This window comes from Stenotrophomonas maltophilia, from assembly GCF_047782825.1.
Lineage (GTDB): Bacteria > Pseudomonadota > Gammaproteobacteria > Xanthomonadales > Xanthomonadaceae > Stenotrophomonas.
In genome coordinates this window covers 4,032,820-4,047,508 of sequence record NZ_CP180589.1, presented here as the reverse complement: position 1 = coordinate 4,047,508, position 14,689 = coordinate 4,032,820, and the positions used below count along the sequence as shown (strand labels likewise).

The 14,689-nt window shown below is 66.8% G+C and carries 13 protein-coding genes; 10 read left to right on the top strand and 3 right to left on the bottom strand.

Features of this window, described 5'->3' with window-relative positions; translation table 11 throughout:
- The first annotated feature begins 93 nt into the window (after positions 1-93).
- Entirely contained in the window at positions 94-1,068 is a 975-nt protein-coding gene (locus ACM2ZB_RS18700; protein WP_416056540.1) for an MBL fold metallo-hydrolase, read from the top strand.
- Between the two features lie 128 nt (positions 1,069-1,196).
- Here ACM2ZB_RS18700 and yihA read toward each other — a convergent pair whose 3' ends face one another.
- On the bottom strand, positions 1,197-1,799 hold the full coding sequence (yihA, locus tag ACM2ZB_RS18695; protein ID WP_416056539.1) for a ribosome biogenesis GTP-binding protein YihA/YsxC: 603 nt from the start codon (positions 1,797-1,799) through the stop codon (positions 1,197-1,199).
- A 157-nt stretch (positions 1,800-1,956) separates the two neighbouring features.
- Here yihA and ACM2ZB_RS18690 point away from each other — a divergent pair, with 157 nt between their 5' ends.
- The 4 genes from ACM2ZB_RS18690 (at position 1,957) to ACM2ZB_RS18675 (ending at position 5,239) form a co-directional block, all read left to right on the top strand.
- Positions 1,957-2,757, top strand: a complete 801-nt coding sequence (locus tag ACM2ZB_RS18690) for a c-type cytochrome (protein ID WP_313442230.1) — start codon at positions 1,957-1,959, stop codon at positions 2,755-2,757.
- A gap of 106 nt (positions 2,758-2,863) precedes the next feature.
- The gene (locus tag ACM2ZB_RS18685) at positions 2,864-3,514 is read left to right on the top strand and encodes a thiol:disulfide interchange protein DsbA/DsbL (RefSeq protein ID WP_313442232.1); all 651 of its coding nucleotides are present in this window, start codon (positions 2,864-2,866) and stop codon (positions 3,512-3,514) included.
- Between the two features lie 106 nt (positions 3,515-3,620).
- A complete protein-coding gene (locus tag ACM2ZB_RS18680) occupies positions 3,621-4,448 on the top strand; it encodes a thiol:disulfide interchange protein DsbA/DsbL (protein ID WP_313442234.1) in 828 nt (275 codons plus the stop codon).
- 53 nt (positions 4,449-4,501) lie between these two features.
- Positions 4,502-5,239 carry an endonuclease/exonuclease/phosphatase family protein gene (locus tag ACM2ZB_RS18675; protein ID WP_416058581.1) on the top strand — a complete coding sequence of 246 codons (738 nt, stop codon included), beginning with the start codon at positions 4,502-4,504 and terminating at the stop codon, positions 5,237-5,239.
- 59 nt (positions 5,240-5,298) lie between these two features.
- Here the strand turns inward: ACM2ZB_RS18675 and ACM2ZB_RS18670 are convergent, their stop codons facing one another.
- Positions 5,299-6,174 (bottom strand): EamA family transporter, encoded by an 876-nt coding sequence (locus tag ACM2ZB_RS18670; protein WP_416056538.1) that lies wholly within the window; start codon positions 6,172-6,174, stop codon positions 5,299-5,301.
- 72 nt (positions 6,175-6,246) lie between these two features.
- Between ACM2ZB_RS18670 and ACM2ZB_RS18665 the strand changes: the two genes are divergently transcribed.
- From ACM2ZB_RS18665 to fhuE, 5 genes are all read left to right on the top strand, one after another.
- Positions 6,247-6,729 carry an Lrp/AsnC family transcriptional regulator gene (locus tag ACM2ZB_RS18665; RefSeq protein WP_416058580.1) on the top strand — a complete coding sequence of 161 codons (483 nt, stop codon included), beginning with the start codon at positions 6,247-6,249 and terminating at the stop codon, positions 6,727-6,729.
- A 365-nt stretch (positions 6,730-7,094) separates the two neighbouring features.
- Positions 7,095-8,060 (top strand): IS110 family transposase, encoded by a 966-nt coding sequence (locus tag ACM2ZB_RS18660; protein WP_416056183.1) that lies wholly within the window; start codon positions 7,095-7,097, stop codon positions 8,058-8,060.
- A gap of 33 nt (positions 8,061-8,093) precedes the next feature.
- Complete coding sequence (locus tag ACM2ZB_RS18655; RefSeq protein ID WP_313442240.1) at positions 8,094-8,645, top strand: M23 family metallopeptidase; 552 nt, start codon at positions 8,094-8,096, stop codon at positions 8,643-8,645.
- A 75-nt stretch (positions 8,646-8,720) separates the two neighbouring features.
- Positions 8,721-9,197, top strand: coding sequence for a hypothetical protein (locus ACM2ZB_RS18650; protein WP_416056537.1), 477 nt, complete (start codon positions 8,721-8,723; stop codon positions 9,195-9,197).
- Between the two features lie 225 nt (positions 9,198-9,422).
- Positions 9,423-11,582, top strand: coding sequence for a ferric-rhodotorulic acid/ferric-coprogen receptor FhuE (gene fhuE, locus ACM2ZB_RS18645; RefSeq protein WP_416056536.1), 2,160 nt, complete (start codon positions 9,423-9,425; stop codon positions 11,580-11,582).
- A gap of 195 nt (positions 11,583-11,777) precedes the next feature.
- Here fhuE and ACM2ZB_RS18640 read toward each other — a convergent pair whose 3' ends face one another.
- Complete coding sequence (locus ACM2ZB_RS18640) at positions 11,778-14,639, bottom strand: TonB-dependent receptor (RefSeq protein ID WP_416056535.1); 2,862 nt, start codon at positions 14,637-14,639, stop codon at positions 11,778-11,780.
- Positions 14,640-14,689 lie beyond the last annotated feature (50 nt).

The following is a 14,689-nucleotide window of genomic DNA, read 5'->3' as shown; positions in this document are numbered from 1 at the left end:
CTTGAGCGTTCCGCGCAGTGGTTTGAGCGCATCGCGCGCGCGTCGCACGTCACGCTGCCCAGCACCGGAATCCCCCGCCTTGCCGAGCCGCTCATGAACCTCCATCACCTGCCCTTGCGTGGCGCCCTGCTGCTGGCGCTGTCCTCCCTGCCGCTGGCCACATTGGCCGAAGCCACCTCGCCCGCTCCCGCCCAGCAGGTGCCAGGCGTCTACCACCAGCGTGTCGGCGCCCTGCAGGTCACCGCACTGTTCGATGGCGTGGTCGCGCTGGGCCGCCAGGAAGTGGTCGATGTCTCCCCCACCCTGGTCACCCGCCTGCTCGACGGCCGCTACGTGCCCGAAGACAAGAAGGGCCTGCAGACCGCGGTCAACGCGTTCCTGGTCCGCCAGGGCAACCACCTGACCCTGGTCGATACCGGCACCGCGCAGTGCTTCGGCCCGGGCCTGGGCCAGGTGCTGGGCAACCTGCGCGCGGCCGGGGTGGACCCGGCCGAGGTGGATGACATCCTGCTCACCCATGCCCACCCGGACCACATGTGTGGCGTGCTCGACGCGCAGGGGCAGCCGGCCTACCCCAATGCCACGGTGTGGCTGTCCAAGGCCGATGCCGATTACTGGCTGGACCCGGCCAGCGAAGCCGGTGCGCCGCAGGGCGTGCGTTTCGCCTTCCCGCTGGCGCGCAATGCCGTGGCGCCGTACCAGGCCCAGGGCAGGCTGCGCACCTTCCAGCCCGGTGATGCCCTGCCCGGCGGCGCGGTGGCCATGGACAGCCACGGCCATACCCCCGGCCATGTCTCCTACCGGTTCGACAGCCAGGGCCAGTCGTTGCTGGTGTGGGGGGATGTGCTGCACTTCCACGCGGTGCAGTTCGCGCATCCGGAAGCCGCGTTCGAGGCCGATGCGGACCGCAGGGCAGCCATCGCCAGCCGTCGCAGCCTGCTGCAGCAGGCTACCGCCAAGGGCTGGTGGGTGGCCGGTGCGCACCTGCCGTTCCCGGGCCTGGGCCACGTGCGCCGCGAGGGCGAAGCCTATGCGTGGGTGCCGGCGGAGTATTCGCCGTTGAAATAAGCTGATGAGCCCCTGTAGAGCCGAGCCCATGCTCGGCTGCCGGGGGCGAGCCGCGCTGCGCGCGGCAGCCGAGCGTGGGCTCGGCTCTACAGGAATGCTGCCGGGCGACGCCCGGCACGGTCCATCTGTTACGCCAGGCCCAGCCAGCCGCCGATCACGCCGCGGGCTTCGTCCACGCCGGTGCGGTCCTCACCGGAGAACACCTGCACGCTGACGCTGTCGCCATAGGCCGAATGCAGTTCCTCGCGGACCTTCTGCAGGGTCTGCATCTGCTGGCTGCGGCTGAGCTTGTCGGCCTTGGTCAGCAGCGCGTGCGCAGGCATGCCACGCTGCACGGCGTAAGACAGCATCTGCCGGTCGTAGTCCTTCAGCGGGTGGCGGATGTCCATCACCACCACCAGGCCCTTGAGGGCTTCGCGGGTGCGGAAATACCGGTCGATGAAGGCCTGCCAGTGGGCCTGCAGGTCCAGCGGCACCTTGGCATAGCCGTAACCGGGCAGGTCGACCAGATGCGCTTCGGGGGTGATCTGGAAGAACACCAGCTGCTGGGTGCGGCCGGGGGTCTTGGACACGCGGGCCAGGGAGTTCTGCCGGGTCAGCGCGTTGAGGGCGCTGGACTTGCCGGCGTTGGAGCGGCCGGCGAAGGCCACTTCGGCCCCTTCATCGGGCGGCAGCTGCCGCACGTTGTGGGCCGAAAGGTGGTAACGGGCGCGTTCGATGAGCAATGACATGCGCCTAGGATCGCATGTTGCGGCGCCGCGCGCCCGTTCCGGGGGCTGCAGGCCGGGAAAATGCTGCACTGCTGCGTTGACCGTGTGCGGAAACGGCGTTGATAATCCGGGCGATGCCGGCGGCCACGCCCCGGCCCGGTCCATACGGAGCTTTAGCATGCGCCACGCTCGCGTTCTTGCCGTATCCGCTCTTGCCACTGCCGTCGTCGTTGCCGCCGCTGCGTTCGCGCAGACCACGCTGACCCCGCTGCCCGACAACGGGCCGATCCGCACCGCCTCGCTGGAAGTGGATTTCAGCAAGACCACCTGGGGCGATGCCAAGGCCGGCCAGACCAAGGCCTCGGCCTGCGCGGCCTGCCATGGGGCCGACGGCAATTCCACGGTGGAGATGTACCCGTCCATCGCCGGCCAGAGCGAACGCTACGTGGCCCAGCAGATGGCCCTGATCGCCAACGGCCAGCGCAGTTCCGGCGCGGCGGTGGCGATGGTGCCCTTCGTGCAGAACCTCACCCCGCAGGACATGCGCGATATCGGCGCGTTCTTCGCCACGCAGAAGGCCACCGCCGGCATCGCCGACGATACCGCCGTGGCCGATGGCCCCTACAAGGGCATGAAGTTCTACGAAATCGGCCAGAAGTTGTACCGCGGTGGCGATGCCGAGCGCGGCCTGCCGGCCTGCATGGCCTGCCATGGCCCCAGCGGCGCCGGCAACCCCGGCCCGGCCTACCCGCATATCGGCGGCCAGCACGCCAGCTACGTCGCCCGCCGCCTGCAGGAATACCAGGCCGGGCAGACCAACCAGACCGACAAGGCGCACTTCCAGATCATGGCCGCCGTCGCCCAGAAGCTGAGCGAACAGGAAGTCCAGGCCCTGTCCAGCTACCTGCAGGGCCTGCACAACAAGGCCGACGACATCGCCGCCGAGGGCGCCGCCACGCAACCGGCCGCCGCCCCCTGACCGCCACTGGTCGGCACGGGTCGCCACGTCGGCCCGTCGCTGCGGTATGTTTCCTTCACGCCGGCGGCTGCGCCGGCGTTGTTATTTTCAATGGAGATGCGTGTCGATGAGGTTGATTCCCCGCCTGCTGCTGTCCCTGCTGGTGCTGTTGCCGTTGACGGCCTGCGCCGCCACCCCCGCCAATGCCCCGCTGGTTGAAGGCAAAGACTACGAACGCATCGCCAAGCCCGGCCCGTTCCAGCCGCTGGCCGGCAAGATCGAAGTGGTGGAAGTGTTCGGCTACACCTGCCCGCACTGCGCCCATTTCGAGCCGCAGCTGGAAGCCTGGGCCGCCAAGCTGCCGGCCGACGTGCGCTTCACCCCGGTCCCGGCCGCCTTCGGCGGTGCCTGGGATGCCTGGGCCCTGGCCTACTACGCCGCCGAGGAAACCGGCGTGGCCAAGCGCAGCCATGCCGCGGTGTTCAAGGCCCTGCACGAGGAAGGCTCGCTGCCGATGCAGAACGTGTCTGCCGATGAGCTCGCCACCTTCTACGCCCGTTATGGCGTCAGCGCCGACCGCTACAAGCAGGCCCTGCGCGGCGATGCGGTGCAGAAGAAGGTCGATGCGGCCCGTGCCTTCGCCCAGCGCACCCAGGTGCCGGGCACCCCGGCCATGATCATCAACGGCCAGTACCTGGTCCGCGGCAACAGCTTCGAAGACCAGCTGCGCATTGCCTCCAAGCTGATTTCCGAAGCCCGCGCCAAGGGCGGCCGCTGAACCAACGCCGACCATCGACACGGCGCTGTCGCCGCCGCATGTCATCATTTCCCCCTGGCCGGCGCCTGCCGCCGGCCCCACCTTTCCAGATGCTGGAGACGTTTCAATGAAGACCCGTTACGCCGCCCTCGCACTCGCAGCGCTGCTGCCGCTCCTGGCCGCCTGCAAGGCTGACGACGGCACCACCAATACCACCGCCCCGACCGAACCGGCCGCCACCCCGGCTGCCGAGCCCGCCGCAGCCCCCGCCGCTGGCGCCGAAGGCGCTGCCCCGGCCGCCGAAGGCGACAAGGCCGCTGCCGAGGCCGCTCCGGCCGCCGCAGCGGCCCCGACCACCACCGCACTGACCGGTCCGGAGCCGGTGGAAGGCGCCGACTACCAGCTGATCCAGAACGGCCAGCCGTTCCAGCCGGCCGCCGGCAAGGTCGAAGTGGCCGAGATCTTCGGCTACGTCTGCCCCGCCTGCGCCGCCTTCCAGCCGCTGGTCGGCCCGTGGAAGGCCGGCCTGCCCAGCGACGTGAACTTCGTCTACGTGCCGGCCATGTTCGGCGGCACCTGGGACAACTATGGCCGTGCCTTCTACGCCGCGCAGACCCTGGGCGTGCAGGAAAAGACCCACGAAGCGCTGTACGCCGCCATCCACTCGCAGCAGACCCTGAAGGGTGAGCGCGGCGCCGACTCGGTCGAGGACATCGCCAAGTTCTATGCCGGCTACGGCGTGGACCCGAAGCAGTTCGCCGCCACCATGGGCAGCTTCGCAGTGAACGCCAAGACCAACGCGGCCAAGCAGTTCGCCCAGCGCAGCGCGATCAGCGGCACCCCGTCGATCATCGTCAACGGCAAGTACCTGGTGAAGGGCAAGAGCTTCCCGGACATGCTGCGCATCGCCGACCACCTGATCGCCCGCGAACGCGGTGCGGCCCAGGCCCGCTGATCCAAGAGAAAGCATCACCGGCCGTGACTTCCCCCCACACACGGACCCTGCGCTTGCTGACGGCCAACATCCAGGCCGGCTCAAGCACCCGCCGCTACAGCGACTATGTGACCCGCAGCTGGTCACATGCGCTGCCGGCGGGTCGCAAGCGCAGCAGCCTGGACGCGATCGCCACCCTGGCACGCGGCCATGACATCGTCGGCCTGCAGGAGGCCGACCCGGGCAGCCTGCGCTCGGGCTTCACCAACCAGACCCATTACCTGGCCCAGCGCGCCGGCTTCAATTACTGGAGCCACCAGCCGAACCGGCGCATGGGCGGGGTGGCGTCCAGCGCCAACGGCCTGCTGAGCAAGCTGGAGCCGGTGGAAGTACAGGACCACGCCCTGCCCGGCCGCATCGGCGGGCGCGGCGTGCTGCTGGCCAAGTTCGGCGATGGCCAGGATGGCCTGGCCGTGGCCGTGGCCCACCTGTCGCTGGGTGCGGGTTCGCGCATGTCCCAGCTCGGCTTCATCGCCGAGCTGCTTTCCGACCACCCCAACGCGGTGCTGATGGGCGATTTCAACTGCCTGGCCGAACGCCCGGAAATGCAGGTGCTGTACCAGAAGACCCGGCTGCAGCCCCCCGGCTGCGTGGTGCCGACCTTCCCCAGCTGGCGCCCGGACCGCGCCATCGACCACATCCTGGTCAGCAGCAACCTGCAGACCCGCACCGTGGAAGCCGTGCCGGCCGCGTTTTCCGACCATCTGGCGCTGGCCATGGCCATCGACGTCCCGGCCGACGCCCTGCGCTGAAAGGTGGCGCCGGGCCATGCCCGGCCAATGGCACCGGATCCGCCGGGCATGGCCCGGCGCTACCCTGCCTGCACCACCGGCGGCCTCAACCGACGCGCGGTCATCGTGCTGCCCACCGAGGCCACCACCGTGCAGCCGATCGCCAGCCACTGCACGCCGGCCAGGTGCTCGTGCAGCAGCAGCATCGCCCATAGCGCGGCCACCGCCGGCTCCATGCTGATCAGGATGCCGAAGGTCTCCTTCGGCAGGCGCTTGAGCGCCATCATCTCCAGCGACATCGGGATCGCGCTGGAGACCAGCGCCACCAGCAACCCGGCCAGCAGGATCTTCGGCTCCAGCAGGGCCATGCCGGCATGGGCCACGCCCACCGGCACCACCACCAGCGATGCGGCCAGCAGCCCCAGCGACACCGAGTGGCCGGCATGCAGGTGGCCGGCGCGCTTGCCGAACACGATGTACAGGCCCCAGCACGCCGCCGCGCCCATTGCATAGAGCACGCCCGCCGGATCCAGTGCCGGCCCGCCGCCCAGCGGCAGCAGCAGCAACAGGCCCACCAGCGCGCAGCCCACCCAGAGGAAATCGATCGACCGCCGCGAAGACAGCATCGCCACCGTCAACGGGCCGGTGAATTCGATGGCCACCGCAATGCCGAAGGGAATGGTGCGGATGGCCATGTAGAACAGCAGGTTCATCAGGCCCAGGGTCAGCCCGTAACGCAGGATGGTGATCGCATCCACGCGGCGGGTCTTCCAGCGCCACGGCCGCCAGAACAGCAGCAGCAACAGCGCAGAGAACCCTACGCGCAGCGCGCTGGTGCCCTGCGCACCAATCAGTGGGAACAGGTGTTTGGCATAGGACGTGCCGATGGCCAGCGCGGTGACCGAGCCGAGCACCGCCAGCGCTGGCAACATCGGCGCGAATCGTGAAGTCTGCATGCCCCCAGTCTATTGCGCCGGCGGCGAGCACTTGGCTCAATTGATGCCCCGTCCGTGCAACTTCTGCTCACCATGGCCACCACCCCCGTGCTGGACAGCTTCGACCGCGCCATCCTCGACCTGCTGCAGCAGGACAACACCCTGCCCCAGCGGCAGATCGCCGAGGCCGTGCACCTGTCCACGCCTGCCGTGCAGCGGCGCATCAAGCGCCTGCAGGACACCGGCGTGATCGCCGCCAATGTGGCGGTGGTCGATGCGGCCCGGGTCGGGCGCCCGCTGACCATCATCGTAGAGGTGCGCGTGGTCAGTGAACAACGGGAAAAGGTCGCCCCGTTCCGGCGCCGCGTGCAGGACGACCCCGCCGTACAGCAGTGCTACTCGATCACCGGTGATGGCGACTTCCTGCTGCTGGTGTCTGCGGCGTCGATGGAGGAGTACGAAGCGATCACCGAGCGTCTGTTCGGTGGCGATGACAACATCGAACGCTTCCGTACGTCGGTGGCACTGGGCACGTTGAAGCGCAGCTTCGCGGTGCCGCTGCCACCGGTTGTGTAGAGTCGAGCCATGCTCGACTGCTGTTGCCTCTGCCGTTGTAGAGTCGAGCCATGCTCGACTGCTTTTCCATGCAGTCGAGCATGGCTCGACTCTACATTACGGCCAGTCGAGCAAGCTCGACTCTTGTGTCTCGGAATGGTGCCCTGATCAGGCACAATTCCCCCGGTGACCCCGGGAGGCTCCGATGACGCTGCCTCGGCTCTTAAGCCTTCGAGCTTGCAAAGTAGATTCAGCGCGTCGGCGGCCTGACACCGCCTTGGAACTTGAACGGTATCTTAGGCCCACCTTCGGGTGAGAGCCTGCACTCACAAGGGCAAGTCTGGCGGCTTCCGATCACGATCGTAAGTTCAAGCTGGAGCAAGATCATGCAAGTAATCGGCAATGACATGGCCAAGGCGACCTTTGATGTCGCCTTGCCACTGTCCGAGGGCAAGTACCGCACCAAAGCCAAATTTCCCAATACGACCAAGGGTTATGCGGAATTTCTGGCGTGGCGAGCCAAGCATGCGCCTGACGCAGCGGTAGGCATGGAGGCCACCGGTATCTACCACGAGGCTTTGGCGCGCGCCCTGGTGGAGGCTGGGGTAGTGGTTTATGTCGCCAATCCCGCACGGGTGAAAGCATTTGGGCAGGCCGAGGGAGTCCGGACCAAGACCGACCGCAGCGATGCCAAGCTGATTGCCCGGTTCTTCGAGGCTCAACGCCCGGAAAAGCTGCACCCCTACGTCCCGCCGACGCCCTCGGAGGTGAAGCTGCGAGCCCTTGTCCGGCGACGTGATGACCTCCAGGAAATGCTGCAGATGGAGCAAAACCGCCTGGAAGTTGCCGATATCTCCGTCCAGCAAGGGATCAACGACGTGATCCGGACGTTGGAGGAACAGATCAGACAGGTGCGAAAGGCGATCCAGGACCACATCGACAACGATCCGGACCTGCGCGGGCGCCATCAACTGCTCACCAGCATTCCCGGCGTGGGCGATACCAGCAGTGCCCAACTGCTGGCGTTTCTAGGCGATCTCAACAGATACAGCGACGTGCGTCAGGTGGTTGCCCACGCAGGCCTGAATCCGGCGCAGCGTCAATCAGGAAATTACGAAGGTAAAGCCAGGATATCGCGAGTTGGCGACGCCAATTTCCGCAAGAAGTTGTACATGCCGGCGCTGACCGGCAAGGCCTACAACCCGACGCTGAAGGCCTTTGCAGAACGCCTCAGCAAGAAAGGAAAGCCATTCAAGGTCATCATGTGTGCACTGATGCGCAAGCTCATACATCTGGTCTGGGGAGTGCTGAAGAGCGGCCGACCGTTTGAGCCTGAAGTCGTCCTTGCCTAGGCAAGGACGACACGGTATCTACATATGGATGCCATGACCACACCGCCCTCGCCCGCCCGACGCCTGCGCCGCTGGCTGCTGCGCGCCGTGCTGCTGATGATCCTGACGGTGGCCGCGCTTGCGCTGTGGAACAGCCCCTGGGCGGCCGCACCGAAGATGCTCTGGTCACTGGCACGCATGCCACCGGCGACCGAACTGCCGGTGCCGGTCGAAGGCGTGCGACCGCGGCAGATCGCCGATACCTTCGGCGCCCCGCGTGGACGCGACCGTACCCATGCAGGCATCGACATCTTCGGCAAGCGTGGCACGCCCATCCGCAGCGCGACGGCAGGTGTGATTGCCGATGTGCGCGACAGTGGTCTGGGCGGGCGCCAGGTCTGGGTGATCGGACCCGGTCGCGAGCGCTATTACTACGCGCACCTGGAAGACTGGGCCGAAGGCCTGGCACGCGGCCAGGTGGTGCAGGCCGGACAGCTGCTGGGCTATGTGGGCGACAGCGGCAACGCCAAGGGCACGCCGCCACACCTGCACTGGGGCATCTACGGCAGGGACGGCGCGCGCGACCCGTTGCCGCTGTTGCGTTGAGCATCATGACGCTGCGGCTCGACTCCACGACGGGCCGGCCGCATCATCAGCCGCAGTGACAGGAAGAGCACGCCGATGGCCCAGCTTCGCGCCACCCCGCTGTTGATCGCCACCGTGATCCTGGCCGCCGGCTGCAGCACCCTGCAGGCACACCGCGACCCGTGGTGCAGGCAACTGGCTGCCTTCGCCAACACCGCGCAGGTCGATGCCCCGCAATCGATTGAACTGGTGACCGACTGGAGCCACTGGAGCAAGGGCTGCGAGCACGATGGCAGCGATGCGGGCAAGCAGTTCTGCCGCTGGCTGATCCCCAACACCTCGACCGAATTCGCCTCGGCCAATATTGGCCACATGCTGGCCTGCCTGGATCCAACGGCCATCCACGCCGGGCGTCTGCGCAGCACCCCGGTGTACATCACCGGCAAGGCGCAGGTGTACGGCGCGCCCATGATCGATGAAGACGTGATGGTCACCGTCGAGTACGCCGATGGCATCGAGGGCCAGCTCCCGCACATGAAGATCCAGGTCGAGCGCACCCCGCTGGACGACTGAAGCAGCAAAGGGACCAGCACGTCCCGCCTGTTTGTAAATAGAAACAATTCGCATTAACATATTTGCGTTTTCCGGGCGGCCAGGACGGCATGCCCGGCCTCGCATTGCCCAGCCACCGCCCTGCAACTGGGCCCCGCCAGCGGCGTGAGACCACCCACCAGCCGCGGCGCCAGACCATCCGGGAAGCCGGTCGGACGCACGCATGTGCCCGTCCAGGAACCCCAAATGACCCGTTCGATCCCCACCCTGCTGCCGCACCGCCTGTCCGTGGCGGTGCTCTCCGCCCTGTGCCTGGCCGCCACGCCGGCCGCCTTCGCCGACACCGCCGCCGACCCGACCACCCTCGACAAGGTCGTGGTCAAGGGCGAGCGCGCCGAAGGCTACTCGGTGCGCCGCACCTCGGCCGGTACCCGCTTCGACCTGGCCCCGCGTGAGATCCCGCAGTCGGTCAGCATCATCAGCCACCAGCGCATCGAAGATCAGAACCTGGATGACATCATCGATGTGCTGGGCAACACCACCGGCGTGACCAGCACCCAGTCCGACAGCGAACGCACCGAGTTCTATGCGCGCGGCTTCTACATCGACAGCTACCAGTTCGACGGCCTGCCCACGCAGATGGTGCAGAACTGGAGCTACGGCGACTCCGGCCTGGACCTGGCCCTGTACGACCGCGTGGAAGTGGTGCGCGGCGCCACCGGCCTGCTCAGCGGCGCCGGCAATCCGTCCGCCTCGGTGAACCTGATCCGCAAGCACGCCGACAGCGCCGAGCTGACCGGCAGCGTATCGGTGAACGTGGGCAGCTGGGGCCGTACCCGCACCACCGTGGATGTGGGCAGCGCGCTGAACGCCAGCGGCACCGTGCGCGGCCGGGTGATCGGCAGCTACCTGGATACCGATGCACAGATGGACCGCTACAACCAGCACAAGACGCTGGGCTATGTGGTCATCGATGCCGACCTGACCCCGGACACACAGCTGAGCGTGGGCTACGACTACCAGCAGAAGCGCGCCAACGGCGCGACCTGGGGCGGCTTCCCGATGCTGTTCTCCGACGGCAGCACTACCGGCTACGACGAATCGTTCAATGCCAGCCCGGACTGGACCTACTGGGACACCACCAGCAAGCGCGCCTTCGCCACCCTGCAGCACGCCTTCAGCAATGGCTGGAAGTTCAAGATCGGCGCCACCCATGACGAGACCAAGGCCGACGACAAGCTGTTCTACCCGGCCTACAACGACTGGACCACGGGCGCGTCCAACTTCGACAAGACCACCGGTGCCGGCATTTCGCCCTCGGCCGGCTTCTACAACACCGAACGCAAGGTCACCGGCGTCGATGGCTATGTCGACGGTCCGTTCCAGCTGTTCGGCCGCGAACACCAGTTCATGGCCGGCCTGAGCTACAACAAGCGCGACTACGCCAACTACGGCGATTACCAGGTTGGCGGCGCCGGCCTTGCCTGGGATCCGTTCGCCAGCTACCTCAACTGGACCGGCAACATCAGCGAACCGAACTGGAACGCTCTGGCGCTGGCAAGCGAGGGCACCATCACCCAGAAGGCCGGCTATGCCGCCGCACGCCTGTCGCTGGCCGATCCGCTGAAGCTGATCGTCGGTGCACGCTATACCGACTGGAAGAGCGAGGGTGAAGGGGCCGACCGCTCGCACAAGGTGACCACGCCGTACGCCGGCCTGGTGTTCGACATCAACGACACCTTCTCCACCTACGCGGCCTACACCGAGATCTTCCAGCCGCAGACGCTGAAGGACCGCAACGGCAGCTACCTCGACCCGGTGGACGGCAAGAGCTACGAAGTGGGCGTCAAGGGGGCCTGGTTCGACAACCGCCTGAACGCCTCGCTGGCCGTGTTCCGCATTGAACAGGACAACGTCGGCCAGGCTACCGGTGAACCGGTGCAGGGCAGCCAGAACGAATTCGCCTACCGCGCCGCACGTGGCACGGTCAGCCGCGGCTTCGAGTTCGAACTGAACGGCGAACTGGCCCCAGGCTGGAACGCCACCTTCGGTGCCTCGCGCTATGTCGCCAAGGATGCCAGCGATGCGGACATCAACACCAACCTGCCGCAGACCGCGATCAAGCTGTTCACCAGCTACACCCCGCAGTCGCTGCAGGCGCTGACCGTGGGCGGCGGCGCCAACTGGCAGAACCGCATCTACTACCCGGTGCCGGCCTACGGCCGCATCGAGCAGAGTGGCTATGCGCTGGTCAGCGCCTTCGTGCGCTACCGCATCTCGCCGGAATTCAGCGTGCAGGCCAACCTCAACAACCTGCTGGACAAGAAGTATCTGTCGCAGATCAACGGCTACGGCGCCTACGGCGATGGCCGCAATGGCTCGCTGACCTTCACCTGGTCGTTCTGATGCAAACGGCGCCGCCCCCCCGGCGCCGTGCGTTGTGTGCCCCGCTTCTGTAGAGTCGAGCCATGCTCGACTGGCTTTCGACCAGAGCAGCCGAGCATGGGCTCGGCTCTACCGGGGCATGAAGCAGCCGAGCATGGGCTCGGCTCTACAAGGGCACCCGCCGCGCCGGGATGATCCCGGCGCGGCATACAGGCCCTAGAACCGCAGATCCGCCCGCATGTACCAGTAACGCCCGCGCGGGATGTCATAGGTGGACGCGTCGTAGCCGTTCAACGAGCACGACAGGCAGATCGGCGGATCCTTGTCGAACACGTTGTTGAGGCCTGCGGTCAGCTGCAGCCCCTTCATCCAGTCGATTTTGTAGCCCACCTGCAGGTCATGGTAGGTGGTCGCGGCCAGCGTGTTCTTGCCGGCCACCTGGTCGCTGCACACCGGGAAGGCCACCGCGTCGCCGCAGTCTTCGGTCAGTTCGGAGATGTGGCGCACGGTCCAGTTGGCACTCCAGTTGTCCAGCGACCAGCCGATGCTGGCATTGCTGGTCCATTCCGGAATCGAGCTGTCGGCCACTTCCACGCCCGGCTTCTGTGGCTGCCGCTGGCCGGCCGCACCGGTGGCCTCGTAGCGGCCCACGAAGGTGTTCTTCCAGCCCAGCTTGAACTGGCCGATATCGCTCTGCGGCAGCGTCCAGAACATGTCCACGTCCCAGCCGTCGGTCTTGATCGAGCCCAGGTTGGTCAGGCGGTTGTTGAAGCTGCTGACCGCACCGGTGCTGGCACGGGTGATGCCATCGCAGTAGATCGGGTCCAGCGTATCCACGCACAGGTCCAGCTGGGTCTGCGCGTTGATGGCCTGGATGGCGCCATCGATGTTGTGGCGGTAGAAGGTCACCTCCACGTCGAAGCGCTCGGACCAGGAGGTGTCGTTGCCGAACCACGGGCTCCACACAAAGCCGGCGCTGAAGCTGCGCGAACGCTCCGGCTCCAGTTCGCGGTTGCCGCCGGTGGTGACCGAGATCTGCGAATTGGCCTGCTGGAAGCCGGTCGGCACGCCCAGCGCGGCGCAGTTGGCAGGGTTGCCGCGCGGCGCGGTTCCGCCCAGGCCCACCGAGCACGGGTCGAACAGCTGCAGGTCGGCACGCGCGGCCGACCCATACAGTTCACCGATGGACGGCGCACGGAAGCCCTCGGCATAGGTGGTACGCAGCACCAGGTCGTCGGTCACCTGCCAGCGCAGGCCGTACTTGGGGGTGAACTCGCCGCCGAAGGTGGAGTAGTCCGAATAGCGCCCGGCCAGGCTCAGGTCCAGCTTCTTGCCCAGCGACGAATCGGCAAAGATCGGAATGCTCAACTCCAGGTAGGCTTCGTTGACATCGTAGGAACCGGAGGTGGGCTGCGACGGCACGCCGTTGTAATGGCCGATCACCGTCAGCGGATCGGGCTGGTACCAGCCTTCGTAACGGCGGTGTTCAATACCGGTGGCGAAGGACACCGGGCCGGCCGGCAGGGTGAACAGATCGCTGGACAGGTTGGCGGTGAACAGGCTCAGTTCGTTCTGGCTGCGGTCGCGCACCACCGGCTGGATCCAGCGCAGCATGTCCGGGGTGATCGAGCCGACACCGCCGAAGATGTTCAGCGGCACGCAGCCCGGCGTGGCCGCGCACAGCGCCGGGTCGCCCAGCGCCAGGTTCACGTTGTAGATGTTGTAGCTGCCGTAGTTGGTCTGTTCGGCCTTGTTCTTGCTGTACATGCCGTTGACGTCCCAGAACCAGCTGCGATCGGCTGCCTGGAAGCTGCCGACCAGGCCGGTGGCGAAGTACGTGGTGTTGACCTCCTGTTCGAACACGCGCGCGCCGCCTTCCACCGGGCGGCGGCCGATCAGGCTCATGTTGCCCGACGACACCAGGTCGAATCCGAACGGGTTGTACGGGTTCAGCGCAGACACCACGATGTTGTCGGCCAGCGGATTGCCGGTGGCGCCATCGGGGCCGAAGAACAGCGGTTCCGGGCCGGCCTGGTTGGTCGACTCACGGCGGTTGCCCAGCGCCTTGACGTACCACTGCACGTTGTCGGTGATGTCGAAGCGGAACTGGCCGAAGAGGCCCTTACGTTCCGACGGCGTCAGCACCATGTTGTATTCGGCGAAGTTGAAGCGGTCGGCACTGGTGAAGCAGTGGTAATCGTCGCTGCGGTTGCAGCCTGCGCTGCCGTCATAGCGCGGATTGCTCACACCGGTGTTGGGCACGATGTTCTGCTCGGCACCGGTGTTGGGATCGACGAAGGCGAAGCGTCCCTGCGGAATGCCGCCGCTGCCGAAGGCCAGGCCGGTGCCGGGAATGGGGAAGCGCGACTGCTCGCGGTCGCGCGCGTACACCGGATCCTGCTTGGTCCAGCTGGCCCCCAGGAACAGGCTGTAGCGGTCACCGCTGGTGCCCCAGGCCAGGTCCACGCCCTTCTGCGTGCCGTCGCCCTTGCTGTATTCGCCGTAGTTCAGGGTCACCTGCCCGCCATCGAAATCGCGGCGGGTGATGATGTTGACCACGCCGGCGATCGCATCGGAGCCATACAGCGATGACGCGCCGTCCTCCAGCACTTCGATGCGCTCGACAATGGCCAGCGGGATGGTGTTGAGGTCGGTGGCCGCGCCCACGCCCGAGGCCGAGGACTCATTGACCCAGCGGATGCCGTCCACCAGCACCAGCACGCGCTTGGCGCCCAGGTGGCGCAGGTCGACCTGGGCCGAACCGGCGCCGACACCGCTGCCATCGGGCGGGAAGCCGAAGTTGCCGGATGAATTGAACTTGGCATTGAGTGCCGAACCGGAGCCGGTCAGCTGCTGCAGCACTTCACCGATCGAACTCAGGCCGGTGCGCTCGATGTCGCTACGGTTCAGCGTCTGGATCGGCACCTGACCTTCCACTTCAGCGCGCTTGATGCGCGTGCCGGTTACTTCCACGGCATCCAGGGTCTTGGCCGTCTGGGCCATTGCCCCCAGCGGTGCCAGGGCCGTCACGCACAGCGCAACGGCAACCGCCAAGGGGCGGTAATGCAGGTGATTCATTCGCTCTCTCTCCAAAGGAATGTCGGGACATGGACTGCCGCGCTCCCCCC